Origin of the sequence: Yersinia intermedia (assembly GCF_900635455.1) — a bacterium.
GTDB lineage: Bacteria > Pseudomonadota > Gammaproteobacteria > Enterobacterales > Enterobacteriaceae > Yersinia > Yersinia intermedia.
The window spans coordinates 2,766,364-2,784,131 of sequence record NZ_LR134116.1 but is presented as its reverse complement, the minus strand read 5'-3'; the positions used below and the strand labels follow the sequence as shown (position 1 = coordinate 2,784,131).

Sequence of the window (17,768 nt, the reverse complement as noted above, 5' to 3'; positions counted from 1 at the left end):
TGATGGTTGAGAAAAGTATTGTCCAGGAAGCCAAAGATATTCATTTGGCAATGGAGTTAATCACTTTAGGTGCGCGTTTGCAGATGCTTGAAAGCGAAACGCAACTTAGCCGAGGGCGTTTAATTAAGCTCTACAAGGAGCTAAGAGGCAGTCCGCCGCCTAAAGGAATGTTGCCATTTTCGACTGATTGGTTTATGACCTGGGAACAGAATATTCATTCATCGATGTTTTATAACGCTTACAGCTTCTTGCTGAAAAGCGGGCAATGCACCGGTGTCGAGGCCGTTATTAAGGCCTATCGTCTTTATCTGGAACAGTGTCCTGACCAGTCTGGAGTGCCGCCATTACTGGCGTTAACTCGCGCCTGGACTCTGGTCCGATTCGTTGACAGTGGTATGTTGCAACTCTCTGGTTGCAATTGCTGTGGTGGGACTTTTATCACCCATGCGCATCAACCACGAAACAGCTTTGTTTGCAGTCTCTGCCAGCCACCTTCCCGCGCAGTAAAAAAACGTAAACTTTCTCCGCCATCTGCCGATATTACTTCACAACTGCTGGATGAGCAGGTTAGACGCGCAGTTTGAGTTTCTTTGAGTTGTCAGAGTTTTTGGTTGCAGCAGCGGTATGGATACCGTTCCTGTAGCCAGCTAATGGCAATTCATCGTACTCAAAGAGTGCTAACGCCTCACCTTCCACCCATACACTTTGCTAAGGATGTCGCGTGTTAGTTATTTTGGGTTATATCGTGGTCTTAGGTGCGGTCTTCGGTGGCTACATGATTGTTGGTGGCAACCTTGGCGCACTGTATCAGCCAGCCGAATTTTTAATTATCGGCGGTGCGGGTGTTGGTGCATTTATCGTGGGTAACAACGGTAAAGCCATAAAAGCCACAATAAAGGCCATGCCAAAATTGATGCGCCGTTCTAAATATAACAAAGTCCTGTATATGGACTTAATGGCGTTGCTTTACCGTTTATTAGCTAAATCCCGCCAACAGGGGATGCTGTCACTAGAACGGGATATAGAAAGTCCGCGTGAAAGTGAAATTTTCTCTAATTATCCTCGGATCTTGGCCGATAAGCTATTAGTGGAATTTATTACCGATTATTTACGGTTAATTGTCAGCGGAAATATGAATGCTTTTGAAATTGAAGCTCTGATGGATGAAGAGATCGAAACTCACGAGCAAGAATGTGAAGTTCCCGCAGGTAGCCTGGCGATGGTGGGGGATTCGTTACCCGCATTCGGTATTGTTGCTGCGGTTATGGGGGTGGTGCATGCCCTGGCTTCCGCCGACCGGCCAGCTGCAGAACTTGGGGCGCTAATTGCCCATGCAATGGTGGGGACGTTCTTGGGTATTTTGCTGGCATACGGATTTATTTCACCCTTGGCCACCTTGTTGCGTCAACAGAGTGCAGAAACCACCAAGATGATGCAGTGCATCAAGGTGACACTGCTTTCCAGTCTGAACGGATATGCGCCACAAATTGCCGTAGAGTTTGGCCGCAAAACGCTATACACCACTGAGCGTCCATCGTTCATTGAGCTGGAAGAGCATGTGCGCAGAGTGAAAGCTCCGGCACCGCAAGCGACAGAAGAGGACGCATGAAGCATCAGAACCACCCCGTTATTGTGGTCAGAAAGCGAAAAGCCAAGCATGGTGGCGGTCATCATGGTGGGTCATGGAAAATTGCTTACGCTGACTTTATGACAGCGATGATGGCCTTCTTTCTGGTGATGTGGTTGCTATCGGTTTCCAGCCCGCAACAACTGACACAAATTGCGGAATATTTTCGTACCCCATTGAAAGTAGCATTAACCAGTGGTGATAAGAGCAGTTCCAGTAGTAGCCCGATTCCGGGGGGCGGTGATGACCCAACTCAGCAAGTGGGTGAGGTACGCAAGCACATCGATTCGGAAGAAAGCCGCAAAGAAGAGTATCGACTTAATAAGTTGCGGGAAAAATTGGATCAATTAATCGAATCCGACCCGCGACTGAGAGCATTACGGCCACATCTTCTGATCAACATGATGGAAGAAGGGCTAAGAATTCAGATTATTGATAGCCAGAATCGGCCAATGTTTAAGATGGGCAGTGCGCAGGTAGAGCCGTATATGCGCGATATTTTACGTGCGATCGCGCCTATTTTGAATGACATACCAAACAAAATCAGTTTGTCTGGGCATACCGATGATTTGCCGTATGCCAATGGCGAACGAGGTTACAGCAACTGGGAATTGTCGGCTGATCGCGCTAATGCTTCACGGCGTGAATTACTCGTCGGTGGTTTGGATGAGGGAAAAGTGCTGCGGGTAGTGGGCATGGCCTCGACGATGCGCTTGAAAGAGCAACCAGGGGATGATCCGGTTAACCGTCGTATCAGTATTTTAGTGCTGAACAAACAGACGCAACATGATATTGAGCATGAGAATTTAGATAACAAAGCGCTGGATATAGAAAAAGCCGCGAGCTTAAAGCAGCTTGAGACCAGCGGTACTGCGCCAACCGCTACTCCCGCTGCTGCGAATGCAACAGCGCCAGCAGCGACGGGTACGGCAACGACCACTGAGCAACCTGTCGCTGCGGGGTCAACAACTGGGGCGGCAACAGTACCGGCGGTAACAGCACCGGTAACGGCAGCACCGGTAAAAACGATAGCGCAGCCGGCAACAGCACCACAAACACAACAATCGAGCACGGGGAACATCACTCGAGCTGCCACTGGACCAACGACATCGTTGCCTGCGGCACCTGCAAGTAATGCACCGGTCTCTCCGACAAGCCGCGACGCACAGTAGAGGTGACACCGTGAGCATGGATATTACCGCGTTTTATCAGACTTTCTTTGATGAAGCAGATGAATTACTGGCAGATATGGAACAGCACTTGCTATTGCTGGACCCGCTAGCACCAGATAAAGAACAACTCAATGCCATTTTCCGCGCAGCTCACTCGATTAAAGGTGGTGCCGCGACGTTTGGCTTTACGGTATTACAAGGGACAACTCATCTGTTGGAAAACCTGTTGGATGGTGCCCGCCGCGACGAAATGCGGTTGAGTACTGATATCATCAACCTGTTTTTGGAAACGAAAGATATTATGCAGGAACAGTTGGACGCTTATAAAACCTCACAGGAACCTAATGCGGAAAGCTATGAGTATATTTGCCACGCATTGCGCCAACTGGCCTTAGAGGCTTTAGAACAACAAAACCCGAGTAGCAGCGTGCCTGTAGCTCAAGGGAGCGGTGGCGCGGTAGCGACCGAAACCAAAGTTGGCGGTAAGTCACCGGCGCTGGTTCAGGGGGGCATGCGTATTCGCTTGTCTGGCCTGAAAGAACAAGAAATCCCGCTGATGTTGGAAGAACTGGGCAATCTGGGTGAAGTGAAAGATCCGCATCAAAGTGCTGATAGCCTGGAAGCTACCTTGATTACATCTGTCAGTGAAGATGATATCAGCGCGGTGCTCTGTTTTGTGCTGGAACCAGAACAGATCAGTTTTGTTCAAGCTGAGTTGCAACCAGAATCAGAGGCTGAAATTGCTGTGGTTGCACCGGTTCTCGCCGAATCACCGCAAACCGTAGCCGCGCCGGTTGCAGACATCAACAGTACGCCTAAAACGGCGGTTATTGCTGCACCGACCAGCCCGGAACATGTCAGACCAAAAGCGAAGGCTAGCGAGTCGACCAGTATCCGAGTGGCGGTTGAGAAAGTTGACCAGTTGATTAACCTGGTAGGCGAGTTAGTTATCACTCAATCGATGCTGGCACAGCGCTCCAGTACTCTGGACCCTGTTATCAACGGTGATCTGCTCAATAGCATGGGGCAGTTGGAACGCAATGCGCGCGACTTGCAAGAGTCGGTGATGTCTATCCGTATGATGCCGATGGAGTATGTGTTCAGCCGCTTCCCTCGCTTGGTGCGCGATTTAGCCAGCAAGCTCAATAAGCAAGTCGAGCTGACGCTGCTTGGCAGCTCAACGGAGCTGGATAAGAGCCTGATTGAACGCATTATTGACCCTCTAACCCATCTGGTTCGTAACAGTTTAGACCACGGTATTGAAGATGCGGCAACCCGTATTGCTGCGGGTAAACAGCCGGTCGGGAATCTGACACTCTCCGCAGAGCATCAGGGCGGGAATATCTGCATTGAAGTCTTGGATGATGGTGCAGGACTAAACCGGCAGAAGATTCTGGCAAAAGCCCAATCTCAAGGCATGGCTGTTAATGAACATATGAGCGATGAAGATGTGGGGATGCTGATTTTTGCCCCCGGATTCTCCACCGCCGAGCAAGTCACTGATGTTTCCGGCCGTGGTGTCGGTATGGATGTGGTTAAGCGAAATATTCAGGAAATGGGCGGCCATGTGCAAGTCAGTTTCCAGGCCGGTCTTGGCACGTCAATCCGTATTCTATTGCCATTGACGCTGGCTATTCTTGATGGAATGTCAGTAAAAGTCAGTGATGAAGTCTTCATTTTGCCATTGAATGCGGTAATGGAATCGCTGCAACCTTTGGCTGAAGATTTGCATCCGTTAGCCGGCGGTGAGCGGGTATTGCAAGTGCGCGGTGAATACTTACCTTTGGTTGAGTTATACCGGGTATTTGATGTTGAAAATGCCAAAACTGAAGCGACTCAGGGCATTGTTGTGATTCTGCAAAGTGCCGGGCGTCGCTATGCACTCTTGGTTGATCAATTGATTGGTCAGCATCAGGTGGTGGTGAAAAACCTTGAGAGTAACTATCGCAAGGTGCCAGGTATTTCTGCCGCAACCATATTGGGTGATGGCAGCGTAGCATTAATTGTTGATGTGTCGGCTTTGCAGGCATTAAACCGGGAAAAGCGCGTAACGGCTGATGATGTGGTCGCTGCCTAACAGGTGGACCTCTATGAAGCCTGTATTAAACCCGTATGAAAACAGGTATAGGGCGCGGAATTTATTCCGGTCCTGAAAACAAACATAAACTCAACCTATTGATTGAAGGGTGAAAACATGGCAGGACTAGCAACCGTCACGAAGCTGGCTGGCGAAACGGTAGGACAAGAGTTCCTGATTTTTACGCTGGGCGATGAAGAGTACGGAATTGATATTCTGAAAGTACAAGAGATCCGTGGTTACGATCAGGTGACCCGTATCGCTAACACCCCAACGTTTATTAAAGGTGTCACTAACTTACGTGGTGTCATTGTCCCCATTATTGATTTACGGGTTAAGTTTGCACAAAGCGGCGTGAGTTATAACGAAAATACCGTGGTGATCGTGCTGAATTTTGATCAGCGCGTGGTTGGTATTGTTGTTGATGGGGTGTCTGATGTGCTGTCATTAACCACTGAACAGATACGCCCAGCACCAGAATTTGCCGTCACTTTGGCAACTGAGTATCTAACAGGTTTAGGTTCACTCGGGGAAAGAATGCTGATTTTGGTTGATATTGAAAAGTTGTTAAGCAGTGAAGAGATGTCGTTGATTGACTCTGTCATTAAAGGGTAAGTTTAAGTTAGTCTGCCCAGAAGGTTTCGGTTGATATTCGTTCAGTGATCAGGTGATCACATGTCTCATATCAACCGAACCAATCACCATCGCGTTCTTCGCCGAAACAGCGGGCCGCTTTTAGCCGATCAAGCCTGATTAGCTCGGTTTCTACATCGATAATAACAAACGGCTAACACTCACACCCATCTCGTTAAAATAATGTCTCTCTCCGGTAAAGTTCCCCCTCCCAGTGCCGATAACACAGTTAATTAGACGTCCTATGTTTTGGCGTACCCGTGTTTTGACGTACTTATGAAGGGATAACATGTTTAAGCGTATGAGAGTGGTCACCAGCCTCCTGTTGGTGTTAGTGCTATTTGGTGCCTTGCAGCTCGTTTCCGGCGGGCTTTTCTTCAATTCCCTGAAAAATGACAAAGAGAACTTCGCGGTCTTACAAGTTATTCGTCAGCAACAGTCGGTGTTGAATGAAAGTTGGGTAAATCTGCTGCAAACCCGTAATACGCTGAACCGCGCAGGCATCCGTTACATGATGGATGTGAATCACACCGGTAGTGGCCCTACGGTGAATGACCTGTTGGCTTCAGCCAAAGGGACATTGGGTGTGGCGGCGGAGCGTTTTAAAAGTTACGAACAGATCCCGTTGGATAGCCAACAAGATGCTGAGTCAGCTAAAAAATTAAAACAGACTTATGACCAATACTTTGGTGCTTTGACCGAACTGATCCAATTGATGGAAGCTGGCAAGATCAATGAGTTCTTCGATCAACCCACCTCTAGCTTCCAAAATGCTTTTGAGCAGGACTACAACACTTACCTGACACAAAATGATCGCTTGTATGCCGCCGCAGTGGAAGACAGCAACCAATCATTTAGCTTCGCGATGGGTGTGATTATTACCGTACTGATTGTGGTATGTGCGGTGATTATTGTTGTTTGGCTTGGTATGCAACACATCTTGATTAATCCGCTTAAGCACTTGATCGAGCATATTAAACATATCGCTAACGGTGACTTAACCCAGACTATCGAAGTGCATAGTCGCAACGAAATGGGCACATTGGCAGCCAGCCTGAAACACATGCAAACGGAATTGATTACTACCGTCAGTGATGTGCGTTTAGGTGCCGATGCCATTTATAGCGGTGCCTCAGAAATTTCCGCCGGCAACAACGATCTGTCGGCGCGTACAGAACAACAAGCCGCCTCACTGGAAGAAACCGCCGCCAGCATGGAGCAGTTAACTGCCACCGTGAAACAGAATGCTGAGAATGCCCGTCAAGCTAGCCAACTGGCCTTGAGTGCGTCGGAAACGGCACAGAAAGGTGGCAAAGTGGTGGCGAATGTGGTGCAAACCATGCATGAAATTGCCGGCAGTTCGCAGAAGATTGCTGATATCACCAGCGTTATCGATGGTATCGCTTTCCAGACCAATATCCTGGCACTGAACGCCGCCGTTGAAGCTGCGCGAGCGGGTGAACAGGGCCGTGGTTTTGCTGTGGTGGCAGGTGAAGTTCGTAATCTGGCACAACGCAGTGCGCAAGCTGCAAAAGAGATTAAGGGCCTTATTGAAGACTCGGTTAGCCGTGTCGATATGGGGTCAGTACTGGTTGAAAGTGCGGGTGAAACCATGGGGGATATCGTTAATGCGGTAACACGCGTCACCGACATCATGGGGGAAATCGCTTCTGCTTCTGATGAACAAAGTCGCGGTATCGATCAAGTGGGTCAAGCGGTCACTGAAATGGACCGTGTCACCCAGCAAAACGCCTCTTTGGTGGAAGAGTCAGCCTCTGCCGCCGCCGCACTGGAAGAACAAGCCAGTATGTTAACCCAATCCATGTCTGTATTCGTTCTGCGTATGGATAACGGTAGTACTACACGAGATGCTAGAAAAATAAAACAGCCGGCACAGGATTTGAGCATCACGGCTAAAAAAACACTGGGAAGTGACCTGCAAGACAATTGGGAAACTTTCTAGACCCTACACAAAAAAATATACCCTAAATAATTCGAGTTGCAGGAAGGCGGCAAGTGAGTGACAAATTGGTTGTAAACCATTTTGAACAGCGCCAGCGCTGGCCCGTAGGGTGGGCCTCTGATGAGGCTCTTAATCCCCAAGAGCTGACACAAGTCAGTGACTGGGGTGATTGAGCGCAGCCAACGTGCAGCTTGAAGTATAACGGGAATAGATAAAGCCGGCCAATGAGCTGGCTGAGAAGAGGTTACGATGTTTGGCCGAATTCGGATTTCTACCAGCTTTTTCCTGTTACTGATATTGATTTGCTCGATACAGTTAATTTCAAGTGGTCTGTCATTTACTGCTTTTCGCTCAGACTACCAAAATTTGAACCGGGTGGATCTCAGTAGTCAGCAACGGGATGCATTAAGCCTCAGTTGGGTATCCTTGCTTCAGGCGCGTAATACCTTAAACCGGGCGGGGACGCGCTCGGCTCTCAAAGTACCTCAGGAGCAAGTCAACGCATTAATGGGCAATGCGCGCAGCTCATTACAGAAAGCTGACCTCTACTTCAATCAGTTTATTGCTGTGCCACGCCTTGATGAGAGTGATAACGGTAGTGAATTGTTGGATGCCACCAAAAACAGTTATCAGAACTTACGGACGTCGTTACGACAACTAATCGATTTTCTGGAAGCCGGTAATTTACAAGGCTTTATGGATCAACCCACCCAGAAAACACAAGATTTGTTCGAAGCCGATTTTTTACAGTATTTGCAGTACGCCAATGAAGTGATTGCTGAGGCCGGTACCCAAAACCAGCAGGCGTATCATCTCTCCATGTGGATATTTGGTGCTGCGATTGTCATGGTAATCGCCATGGCGATTTCGTCGCTTGTTTGGCTGCGCACCATGTTTGTCACGCCGCTGAAAATTATGCGCGCGCATTTTGACCGCATCGCGCGGGGGGATTTATCGGCGCAGATTTATGTCTCTGGGCGCAATGAAATTAGCGAGATGTTTGCCAGTTTACGCATCATGCAGCAGTCGTTGATCACCACCGTTAGCCATGTCCGAGATGGTACTGAAGCCATGCTGACGGGGATTCAGGAAATTTCTGCGGGTAACAATGATTTGTCGGCAAGAACCGAGCAACAAGCGGCATCGTTGGAACAAACAGCAGCCAGTATGGAACAACTGACCGCCACAGTGAAACAGAATGCAGATAATGCACGTCAGGCAACATTACTGGCAAAAGACGCATCAGGGACCGCCGCCAAAGGGGGCGAGTTGGCAGGCAGTGTGGTGACAACCATGCATGATATTGCCACCAGTTCACAGAAGATCGGTGCCATAACCAGTGTTATCGACGGTATTGCCTTCCAAACCAATATCCTGGCGTTAAATGCTGCTGTTGAGGCAGCTCGCGCCGGTGAGCAGGGGCGCGGTTTTGCTGTCGTCGCCGGTGAAGTCCGTAATCTGGCCCAGCGCAGTGCACAAGCAGCAAAAGAGATTAAAGGGTTGATTGATGAGTCGGTCAGCCGTGTTCGACAGGGATCCACTCTGGTCGAAAATGCGGGTACTACCATGGAAGAGATTGTTCGCTCAGTGACTCGGGTTACCGACATTATGGGTGAAATCGCTTCCGCCTCGGATGAACAAAGCCGAGGTATTGAGCAGGTTTCACTTGCAGTAACACAGATGGATCAGGTCACTCAGCAAAACGCCGCATTAGTGGAAGAGGCTGCGGCTGCGGCCAACGCACTGGAAGAGCAGGCAAGTAGGCTCTCCGATGCAGTGTCTGTCTTTCGTTTGGAGCAGGATAGCGACAGCGGGGAGGGGCAGGCAGCAGACGGCAGTGGTAAGCAACCGGCTGTTAAGGAAATTCCAGATTGTCAAACGGCGTAACGAAGACTTTGTTGTGGGGTGAGGCCGGATGAAACCATCATCGATGAAACAGCCATTACCCCAAGAGTCTGGGTCGATCCTGACTCAGATGATTCAACGGCTCCCGCTGTCGGATGTTCACTTCCGACGCATATGCCAACTTATTTATCAACGAGCCGGGATCGTACTGGCCGATCACAAACGGGAAATGGTCTACAACCGCCTGGTCAGGCGACTAAGATTGCTGGGAATTAATGACTTTGGTCAATACCTTGCTTTGCTGGAGTCCGACCCGAACAGCGCAGAGTGGCAAGCATTTGTTAATGCCTTGACCACTAACTTGACGGCATTTTTCCGTGAGGCGCACCATTTTCCGATTCTGGCTGAGCATGTTCGTCAGCGGCCGGGGAGTTATTCGGTGTGGAGTACGGCAGCATCGACGGGTGAAGAGCCTTATTCTATCGCGATGACACTTTCTGATGTGTTGGGAAATCGTGCGGGTTCGTGCCAGGTGCTAGCCAGTGATATTGATACCCAAGTACTGGAAAAAGCGACCAGTGGCATATACCGACAGGATGAATTGCGTTCATTGTCGGCACAGCAGATGCAGCGCTATTTCTTGCGTGGTACTGGTCCACATCAAGGCATGGTGCGAGTGCGCCCGGAATTGGCCAATATGATCCATTTCCAGCAACTCAATCTGTTGGCGCCTGAGTGGGCATTGCCTGGACAATTTGATGCAATTTTTTGTCGTAACGTGATGATTTATTTTGATAAAGAAACGCAGGAGCGCATTCTGCGTCGCTTTGTCCCTTTGCTAAAACCCGGCGGCCTGATGTTTGCAGGTCACTCGGAGAATTTCAGTCAAATTAGTCGGGAATTCTATTTGCGCGGGCAGACCGTTTATGGACTGACCAAGGAGAGGTGATGAGTAAAATCAGAGTATTGTGCGTTGATGATTCTGCATTGATGCGCCAGCTAATGACAGAGATTATAAACAGTCACCCAGACATGGAAATGGTTGCAGCGGCTCCCGATCCGTTGGTTGCCCGTGATTTGATCAAAAAATTTAATCCGCAAGTTTTGACGCTCGATGTTGAAATGCCGCGGATGGATGGTTTGGATTTTCTTGAAAAATTGATGCGGTTGCGGCCGATGCCGGTAGTGATGGTGTCATCACTAACCGGTAAGAACTCCGAGATAACCATGCGTGCGCTGGAATTGGGGGCGATTGATTTTGTCACCAAACCTCAGCTAGGTATCAGAGAGGGAATGCTGGCTTACAGCGAGTTGATTGCGGAGAAAATCCGTACCGCCGCTAAAGCCCGCCTGCCACAGCGCGGACCGGAAAATGCCCCGGTTATGCTTACGCATACGCCGCTGCTTAGTAGTGAGAAGTTAATTGCAATTGGTGCCTCTACCGGGGGGACGGAAGCTATCCGAATGGTATTGCAACCGTTACCACCAACCAGCCCGGCACTATTAATTACTCAACATATGCCGCCGGGTTTTACCCGTTCATTTGCTGAGCGGCTGAATAAACTGTGCCAAATCACCGTGAAGGAAGCAGAAGACGGTGAACGGGTATTACCGGGGCATGCCTATATTGCGCCCGGTGATCGGCATATGGAGCTGGCGCGTAGTGGGGCTAACTATCAGGTTCGCATTCATGATGGGCCTGCGGTTAATCGCCATCGTCCCTCGGTTGACGTTCTGTTTCGCTCAGTGGCGCAATATGCCGGGCGTAATGCCGTGGGGGTTATCTTGACGGGGATGGGCAATGATGGTGCAGCCGGATTATTGGAGATGCATCGCGCCGGTGCTTATACCATCGCGCAAAACGAGGCCAGTTGTGTGGTATTCGGCATGCCGCGTGAGGCGATTGGTATGGGGGGCGTTAATGAAGTTCTGGATTTGAACCAGATAAGCCAGCGTATGTTGGCGCAGATTAGCAGTGGTCAAGCCTTGCGGATCTAGTTCCCTTCGTCCTTGACGTTGCAGCAGTGTGTGCTCACCCGAATCACTGACTTGTGTCAGCTCATCGGGATTCGTTTACTTGCTGGTGTACTGTAACGCCAATGACGTTGGGGTGAAATTTTTCGGGCGTGTGTTTTTAATCGCTCAGCGGTGAGCAACAAACCTTAGGAGTTGGTATGGCGGATAAGAATCTCAGATTTTTGGTGGTAGACGATTTTTCGACCATGCGTCGTATTGTCAGAAACCTGCTGAAAGAGCTGGGTTTTAACAATGTGGAAGAGGCCGAAGATGGCGTCGATGCATTGAATAAATTACGCGCGGGTGGTTTTGATTTTGTGGTTTCTGACTGGAATATGCCAAATATGGATGGCCTTGACCTGTTAAAAACTATCCGTGCCGATGGTGCTCTTGCTACTTTGCCGGTTCTGATGGTAACCGCCGAAGCGAAAAAAGAGAATATCATCGCAGCAGCGCAAGCAGGCGCCAGTGGTTATGTAGTGAAACCTTTCACTGCCGCTACCTTGGAAGAGAAGCTCAATAAGATTTTTGAAAAGTTGGGTATGTAAGGAGGCGAGATGAGTAACCATCAAATGCCCGCAACAGATGCGGCATCAGCCAGTGATATAATAAGTCGCATTGGCCAATTGACGCGGATGTTACGCGACAGCCTACGCGAATTAGGTCTTGATCAGGCGATTGCACAGGCTGCGGAAGCCATTCCAGATGCCCGTGATCGACTGGATTACGTCGTTCATATGACGGCTCAAGCCGCAGAAAGAGCACTGAACTGTGTTGAGGCAGCACAGCCGCGCCAAAATGAGCTGGAGTCATCGGCGAAGGCGCTTAAAATTCGCTGGGACGAATGGTTTGCTAACCCTGTCGAGTTATCAGATGCACGTGCTCTGGTTGCTGATACCCGTGAATATTTGGATGTTGTGCCGCAACATACCTCATTTACCAACGCACAATTGTTGGAAATCATGATGGCGCAGGATTTCCAGGACCTTACCGGTCAGGTTATCAAACGCATGATGGATGTGGTGCAAGAGATTGAGAAGCAACTGTTAATGGTACTGATGGAAAATATTCCAGATATGCCCTCTAAACCGCAAAAACCTGCTGACAGTCTACTTAACGGGCCACAATTGGATAAGAATGGTGCTGGTGTTATTGCCAACCAGGATCAGGTTGATGACCTGTTGGACAGCTTAGGCTTTTAAGCCGGCTGTGGGTCATAATTGGCAGGTGAGGGGGATCTCTCATCTGCCGTTATTTCTCGCTGCATTGTTCTCGCGATAATTTCATTTGAAACAGCCTATTTCAGGCGTTGTGGCTGGTAGTATCCCCCCTTCATCCTCTATCACTGGTTGTGTGTTCTTGGCTAGCAGAATTTGACGACAGCTAGCACCCTACAGGCAACTGAAGTTGACACGACGTACTCATCCGAGAAATAACCCCCTAATTGCTGCTTTGTTCCATCCATAACCTTGCTGAATATTTGTCATGCTATACAGCAATTTTTCATTTCCTCATTATTTGACATGGGAACGCTTACGCTGAACAGGAAAACCTGCTGTGGCTGAAGATAGCGACGCGGAAAAGAGCGAGGAACCCACAGCCCACAAGCTGGAGAAGGCTCGCGAAAAAGGCCAAATACCGCGTTCGCGCGAACTGACCTCGATGCTGATGCTCGGGGCCGGTTTGGCGATCCTGTGGGTGTCTGGTGAGTCGATGGCTCGCCAACTGGCGGCTATGATTTCACAAGGGCTGCATTTCGATCATGGCATTATCAGCGATGATAAACAGATGTTGCGCCAGATAGGGATGCTGCTGAGCCAAACGATCATGGCATTGCTACCCATTTTTGCCGGATTGGTGATCGTGGCGTTGGCGGTGCCGATGCTGTTGGGTGGCGTGCTGTTCAGCGGCGAATCCATCAAGTTTGATTTGCAGCGGATGAGCCTGATTGCGGGTTTAAAGCGTATGTTTTCCTCGCAGGCATTGGCTGAACTGCTGAAGGCTATCCTCAAAGCCACGCTGGTCGGTTGGGTCACCGGTATATTCCTCTGGCATAACTGGCCAGATATGATGCGCTTGATGGCCGCCCCCCCGGTGGCTGCTTTGGGTGACGCTGTCCACTTGATTATTTTCTGTGGACTGGTGGTGGTATTGGGCCTGACTCCGATGGTTGGATTCGACGTGTTCTTCCAAATAACCAGCCACATTAAAAAATTACGTATGACCAAACAGGAAATACGTGATGAATTTAAAGATCAAGAAGGTGATCCGCATGTGAAAGGGCGCATTCGTCAGCAGCAACGGGCGATGGCTCGCCGCCGGATGATGGCTGATGTCCCTAAAGCTGATGTGATTGTGACCAACCCAACCCACTATGCTGTTGCCTTGCAATACAACGAAGCAAAAATGAGTGCGCCTAAGGTACTGGCGAAAGGGGCTGGTGCGGTGGCACTGCGTATCCGTGAGTTAGGTGCAGAGCACCGCATTCCGTTATTAGAAGCGCCGCCGCTGGCCAGGGCATTGTTCCGGCACAGCGAGGTGGGCCAACATATTCCCGCCACCCTGTATGCTGCGGTGGCAGAAGTCCTTGCCTGGGTATACCAATTGAAACGTTGGAAACGGGAAGGCGGGCTAATCCCGAAAAAACCTGAACATCTGCCAGTGCCGGAAGCGCTGGATTTTGCAACAGAGAGTGAGACTGACTAATGGCTAATTTGGCCGCCCTGCTACGTTTACCGGGCAATTTTAAAGATACGCAGTGGCAAATCCTTGCCGGGCCAATTCTGATCCTGATGATCTTGTCGATGATGGTGCTGCCGCTGCCGCCCTTCATCCTTGATTTACTGTTTACCTTTAATATCGCGCTGTCCATTATGGTGCTGTTGGTTGCCATGTTTACCCAACGCACGCTGGATTTTGCCGCATTCCCAACCATTCTGCTGTTTTCAACACTGCTGCGTCTATCCCTAAACGTAGCCTCCACCCGTATCATTCTGATGGATGGGCATACCGGTGCGGCGGCTGCGGGCCGCGTGGTGGAGGCATTTGGTCACTTTCTGGTTGGCGGCAACTTTGCCATCGGCATCGTGGTCTTTGTTATTTTGGTCATAATTAACTTTATGGTTATTACCAAAGGGGCGGGGCGTATTGCTGAAGTGGGGGCACGCTTTGTTTTGGATGGTATGCCCGGTAAGCAGATGGCGATCGATGCCGACTTAAATGCTGGCTTGATTGGCGAAGATGAAGCAAAAAAACGCCGTTCCGATGTTACGCAAGAAGCTGATTTCTACGGTTCTATGGACGGGGCCAGTAAATTTGTTCGTGGTGATGCGGTTGCCGGGTTACTGATCATGGTGATTAACGTGGTCGGCGGATTACTGGTGGGTGTGCTTCAGCACGATATGGGCGTGGGGCACGCAGCAGAAACCTATACATTGCTGACGATCGGTGATGGCCTGGTGGCACAAATCCCAGCATTGGTTATCTCGACGGCAGCGGGCGTTATCGTAACTCGCGTCAGTACCGACCAGGATGTTGGTCAGCAAATGGTCACCCAGTTGTTTAATAACCCACGCGTGATGGTGCTAAGTGCCAGTGTGCTAGGGTTACTGGGGATGGTGCCTGGCATGCCGAACTTTGTCTTCCTGCTGTTCACCGGCGCGCTGTTGGCATTAGCCTGGCGTTTACGTGGCAAACAAATGCAGCAACCCGTGGTGGCGGAATCACCGGTGGTGCAGGACCAGCAACAAGCCGCTGAAGCAACGTGGTCTGATGTCCAACTGGAAGATCCGCTGGGGATGGAAGTGGGGTATCGCCTCATTCCGATGGTGGATTTCCAGCAAAATGGCGAGTTGCTGGGTCGAATTCGCAGTATTCGTAAAAAGTTTGCTCAAGAGATGGGCTACCTGCCACCCGTGGTGCATATCAGAGATAATCTGGAACTGCCGCCAGCAAACTATCGGATATTAATGAAAGGGGTAGAGATTGGCAGTGGTGAAGCTCATCCTGGCCGTTGGTTAGCAATTAACCCCGGCAATGCGGTCGGCTCGTTACCGGGTGAGGCCACTCATGACCCCGCCTTTGGATTAGCGGCGGTTTGGATTGAAAGTGCATTGCGTGAGCAGGCGCAGATCCAAGGCTTTACCGTGGTTGAGGCCAGCACCGTAGTGGCGACCCATCTAAACCATTTGATCAGCCAATATGCCAGCGAACTGTTTGGCCGTCAGGAAACCCAGCAATTGCTGGACCGGGTTGCGCAAGAGATGCCGAAGCTGACGGAAGACTTTATTCCCGGTGTTGTCACCTTAACCACGCTGCATAAGGTACTGCAAAATCTGTTAGTGGAGCGGGTATCAATTCGCGATATGCGTACCATTATTGAGACGCTGGCTGAACATGCACCAAATCAGACTGACCCTTACGAATTAACGGCGGTAGTCCGAGTCGCATTAGGGCGTTCCATCGCACAACAATGGTTCCCTGGAACCGGCGAGATTCAGGTCATTGGGCTGGATGCAGCATTAGAGCGTTTGCTGTTACAAGCACTGCAAGGCGGTGGTGGTCTGGAACCGGGGTTGGCTGACCGCCTGTTGGATCAATCCAAACAAGCGCTACAACGTCAGGAAATGCTGGGTGCACCGCCGGTGTTGCTGGTTAACCATGCACTGCGCGCACTTTTAGCCCGTTTCTTGCGCCGTAGTTTGCCACAGATGGTGGTGCTATCTAATCTGGAAATTGGCGATAATCGCCAGATCCGTATGACATCTACGATAGGAGCTGCTTGATGCTGATTCGTCTCTCCCAGATAATGTTGGCTACGCTGCTTGCGGTGAGTGTATTGCCGTTGAATGCTGTCGCTTCAGGCACTTGGGTCGCGGACGATATCGGGGTTACACAGGGTTTGTGCGGGGTCGCCACCTCTTCGGCGGTACTAAAACCACCGGTGGCGTTGGCGTCGGAAAATGCGCGTATCGTGTCTGTTGGCTGGCGCTACCAATTGATGTCAACAGCGCCAGAGGGTTTACAGGTTAAATTATGCACCCCGAACCGCTGTATGCCACTTGAGGGGGGCAGCGGGCAGAGCCGAGGGCTGGCGGGGGAGGCTGCGGCAACTCAACTGACGTTTGTTTACTTTATTGCCGGTAAAGGCCGTGTGAACCCGCCGTTGCAAGTGATCAGCAATCAGGTGCTGGTCAATTATCGTTAAAACCAGACTAAGGGGTAATAGCAACTCACACAGAAATAGACCGGATGCTCTAACTGATTGTAGACCTCAACGGCTTGCACCGTTTGACTCATAGTTAGTGCTGCCGCACCACAGAAAACCCACCCCAATAACAGACTTAGATGCCGTTTTTTCATATCTCCTCCTTTAAACTAAGCACATTTGCTCAGTTTCAGCAGATTAATGCATCGGAGAAAAGCAGGAAAACCCATTTTTTGAGTAGGTAATAAGCATTGGAATTACGGCTGAATGGACATGGGAAAACCATACGGATATAAGCCTCGGCTGTGCGATGGGTTATATCCGTAGACATGGGATCTTAAATCCCGATCTTGCGCCCCAGTAGACTGGCACCTTTAGAATGACCATCAGGCCCATACAGTGACTGCCCGTGGCGGGTATTCAATACTGCCAGCGCCTGAGTATTATGCTCAATATGCTGTTGTAACAATAATCCATTGTGCAAATTGCTGTACTGAAGGTTCTCAGCCAACTGCAAGATACGTTGCCAACGCATCGCCAACTCTGGAACCTCATGATAAGGCGCCTGGAGATTGGCCGCAATTTCAGTGGTGAGCCGGGTTTGATCCAGATAAGCCAACGTAGCCAGTATTGAACTTTTTTGTTCAGTCACACCTTGCAAGACGACACCTTGAATCCGACCGGAGCAGAGTAATTGCTGCTCTTGCGCTACAACAGTCGTCAGTGACGCGAGAAGTTCCAGTTGCTGGTCCAGGTTGGTCTGTAATCTTTCCACCACCACGTATCCTTTTACGGTTAACGATTGTTCTAGGGTTAACGATTATTGTTACGTTTAGTTATTTTTCAAATCATCCGCGACATTCTTGAGCAAGGCATCGGCAATTTTACCGGTGTCCATCGTCAGTTGGCCTGAGCGGATTGCCTGTTTTAACGTTTCTACACGTTCTACATTGATGTCCTGGCTGCCCGGTTGCATCAGTTTTGCCTGCGCATCACTCAATTTAACCTCAGTGCCACTTACCTGCGCTTTTGTCTGGGCAGAAGACTTACGCATTTGTTGCGCAATGTCACTGGTTTCCCGTGGCTGCACTTGTGTTACCGGTAATAACGGCTGAGTGCGATCAATACTCATGTTGTGTTGCTCCCTTGATAGCGGGATTGACGTTTATCGACCCGCGAGACTTTTATCTTTTAACAAAAGAAGGGCGGGATAGCCGATGTTTCACCCG

Annotated in this window: 17 protein-coding genes; 14 read left to right on the top strand and 3 right to left on the bottom strand. The window is 50.0% G+C overall.

Annotation, left to right across the window (positions count from 1 at the left end; all coding sequences use genetic code 11):
- The first annotated feature begins 2 nt into the window (after positions 1-2).
- From flhC to EL015_RS12700, 14 genes are all read left to right on the top strand, one after another.
- Positions 3-584, top strand: coding sequence for a flagellar transcriptional regulator FlhC (gene flhC, locus EL015_RS12765; RefSeq protein WP_005192497.1), 582 nt, complete (start codon positions 3-5; stop codon positions 582-584).
- Positions 585-721: 137 nt separating this feature from the next.
- Positions 722-1,609: a flagellar motor stator protein MotA gene (gene motA, locus EL015_RS12760; protein ID WP_005192498.1), complete on the top strand. Its 888-nt coding sequence runs from the start codon at positions 722-724 to the stop codon at positions 1,607-1,609.
- Positions 1,606-2,799, top strand: a complete 1,194-nt coding sequence (gene motB / locus EL015_RS12755) for a flagellar motor protein MotB (protein ID WP_032907927.1) — start codon at positions 1,606-1,608, stop codon at positions 2,797-2,799. Before motA ends, motB begins: the two co-directional genes overlap by 4 nt.
- Positions 2,800-2,815: 16 nt before the next feature.
- Positions 2,816-4,876 (top strand): chemotaxis protein CheA, encoded by a 2,061-nt coding sequence (gene cheA, locus EL015_RS12750; RefSeq protein ID WP_005192501.1) that lies wholly within the window; start codon positions 2,816-2,818, stop codon positions 4,874-4,876.
- 117 nt (positions 4,877-4,993) lie between these two features.
- Positions 4,994-5,491, top strand: coding sequence for a chemotaxis protein CheW (gene cheW / locus EL015_RS12745; protein WP_005192503.1), 498 nt, complete (start codon positions 4,994-4,996; stop codon positions 5,489-5,491).
- Positions 5,492-5,798: 307 nt separating this feature from the next.
- On the top strand, positions 5,799-7,472 hold the full coding sequence (locus EL015_RS12740) for a methyl-accepting chemotaxis protein (protein WP_032907928.1): 1,674 nt from the start codon (positions 5,799-5,801) through the stop codon (positions 7,470-7,472).
- 249 nt (positions 7,473-7,721) lie between these two features.
- Positions 7,722-9,359 carry a methyl-accepting chemotaxis protein gene (locus EL015_RS12735; protein WP_005189295.1) on the top strand — a complete coding sequence of 546 codons (1,638 nt, stop codon included), beginning with the start codon at positions 7,722-7,724 and terminating at the stop codon, positions 9,357-9,359.
- A gap of 28 nt (positions 9,360-9,387) precedes the next feature.
- Complete coding sequence (cheR, locus tag EL015_RS12730; RefSeq protein ID WP_032907144.1) at positions 9,388-10,266, top strand: protein-glutamate O-methyltransferase CheR; 879 nt, start codon at positions 9,388-9,390, stop codon at positions 10,264-10,266.
- Positions 10,266-11,315, top strand: a complete 1,050-nt coding sequence (locus tag EL015_RS12725) for a protein-glutamate methylesterase/protein-glutamine glutaminase (protein WP_005189298.1) — start codon at positions 10,266-10,268, stop codon at positions 11,313-11,315. Before cheR ends, EL015_RS12725 begins: the two co-directional genes overlap by 1 nt.
- A 176-nt stretch (positions 11,316-11,491) precedes the next feature.
- Entirely contained in the window at positions 11,492-11,881 is a 390-nt protein-coding gene (gene cheY / locus EL015_RS12720) for a chemotaxis response regulator CheY (protein WP_032907145.1), read from the top strand.
- A 9-nt stretch (positions 11,882-11,890) separates the two neighbouring features.
- Positions 11,891-12,535, top strand: a complete 645-nt coding sequence (gene cheZ, locus EL015_RS12715; RefSeq protein WP_005189306.1) for a protein phosphatase CheZ — start codon at positions 11,891-11,893, stop codon at positions 12,533-12,535.
- A gap of 355 nt (positions 12,536-12,890) precedes the next feature.
- Complete coding sequence (gene flhB / locus EL015_RS12710; protein ID WP_032907147.1) at positions 12,891-14,039, top strand: flagellar biosynthesis protein FlhB; 1,149 nt, start codon at positions 12,891-12,893, stop codon at positions 14,037-14,039.
- Positions 14,039-16,117: a flagellar biosynthesis protein FlhA gene (gene flhA / locus EL015_RS12705; protein ID WP_005189309.1), complete on the top strand. Its 2,079-nt coding sequence runs from the start codon at positions 14,039-14,041 to the stop codon at positions 16,115-16,117. Before flhB ends, flhA begins: the two co-directional genes overlap by 1 nt.
- Entirely contained in the window at positions 16,117-16,539 is a 423-nt protein-coding gene (locus EL015_RS12700) for a flagellar protein FlhE (RefSeq protein ID WP_032907148.1), read from the top strand. Before flhA ends, EL015_RS12700 begins: the two co-directional genes overlap by 1 nt.
- Here EL015_RS12700 and EL015_RS21730 read toward each other — a convergent pair.
- The 3 genes from EL015_RS21730 to flgM all read right to left on the bottom strand — a co-directional run bounded on the left by EL015_RS21730 (position 16,536) and on the right by flgM (position 17,671).
- A complete protein-coding gene (locus EL015_RS21730; protein ID WP_153802301.1) occupies positions 16,536-16,694 on the bottom strand; it encodes a hypothetical protein in 159 nt (52 codons plus the stop codon). The genes EL015_RS12700 and EL015_RS21730 overlap by 4 nt on opposite strands.
- 182 nt (positions 16,695-16,876) lie before the next feature.
- The gene (locus EL015_RS12695) at positions 16,877-17,317 is read right to left on the bottom strand and encodes a flagella synthesis protein FlgN (protein WP_032907150.1); all 441 of its coding nucleotides are present in this window, start codon (positions 17,315-17,317) and stop codon (positions 16,877-16,879) included.
- A gap of 54 nt (positions 17,318-17,371) precedes the next feature.
- On the bottom strand, positions 17,372-17,671 hold the full coding sequence (gene flgM, locus EL015_RS12690) for a flagellar biosynthesis anti-sigma factor FlgM (protein ID WP_005189313.1): 300 nt from the start codon (positions 17,669-17,671) through the stop codon (positions 17,372-17,374).
- Between the last annotated feature and the right edge of the window lie 97 nt (positions 17,672-17,768).

Excerpts from the sequence above, each read along its gene's own strand:
- EL015_RS12725 (WP_005189298.1), top strand. The coding sequence starts at position 10,266 with ATGAGTAAAATCAGAGTATTGTGCGTTGATGATTCTGCATTGATGCGC.
- cheW (WP_005192503.1), top strand. The coding sequence starts at position 4,994 with ATGGCAGGACTAGCAACCGTCACGAAGCTGGCTGGCGAAACGGTAGGA.
- EL015_RS21730 (WP_153802301.1), bottom strand. The coding sequence starts at position 16,694 with ATGAAAAAACGGCATCTAAGTCTGTTATTGGGGTGGGTTTTCTGTGGT.
- cheY (WP_032907145.1), top strand. The coding sequence starts at position 11,492 with ATGGCGGATAAGAATCTCAGATTTTTGGTGGTAGACGATTTTTCGACC.
- cheZ (WP_005189306.1), top strand. The coding sequence starts at position 11,891 with ATGAGTAACCATCAAATGCCCGCAACAGATGCGGCATCAGCCAGTGAT.
- flgM (WP_005189313.1), bottom strand. The coding sequence starts at position 17,671 with ATGAGTATTGATCGCACTCAGCCGTTATTACCGGTAACACAAGTGCAG.
- EL015_RS12740 (WP_032907928.1), top strand. The coding sequence starts at position 5,799 with ATGTTTAAGCGTATGAGAGTGGTCACCAGCCTCCTGTTGGTGTTAGTG.
- cheR (WP_032907144.1), top strand. The coding sequence starts at position 9,388 with ATGAAACCATCATCGATGAAACAGCCATTACCCCAAGAGTCTGGGTCG.
- flhC (WP_005192497.1), top strand. The coding sequence starts at position 3 with ATGGTTGAGAAAAGTATTGTCCAGGAAGCCAAAGATATTCATTTGGCA.
- motB (WP_032907927.1), top strand. The coding sequence starts at position 1,606 with ATGAAGCATCAGAACCACCCCGTTATTGTGGTCAGAAAGCGAAAAGCC.
- EL015_RS12700 (WP_032907148.1), top strand. The coding sequence starts at position 16,117 with ATGCTGATTCGTCTCTCCCAGATAATGTTGGCTACGCTGCTTGCGGTG.
- cheA (WP_005192501.1), top strand. The coding sequence starts at position 2,816 with ATGGATATTACCGCGTTTTATCAGACTTTCTTTGATGAAGCAGATGAA.
- flhA (WP_005189309.1), top strand. The coding sequence starts at position 14,039 with ATGGCTAATTTGGCCGCCCTGCTACGTTTACCGGGCAATTTTAAAGAT.
- EL015_RS12735 (WP_005189295.1), top strand. The coding sequence starts at position 7,722 with ATGTTTGGCCGAATTCGGATTTCTACCAGCTTTTTCCTGTTACTGATA.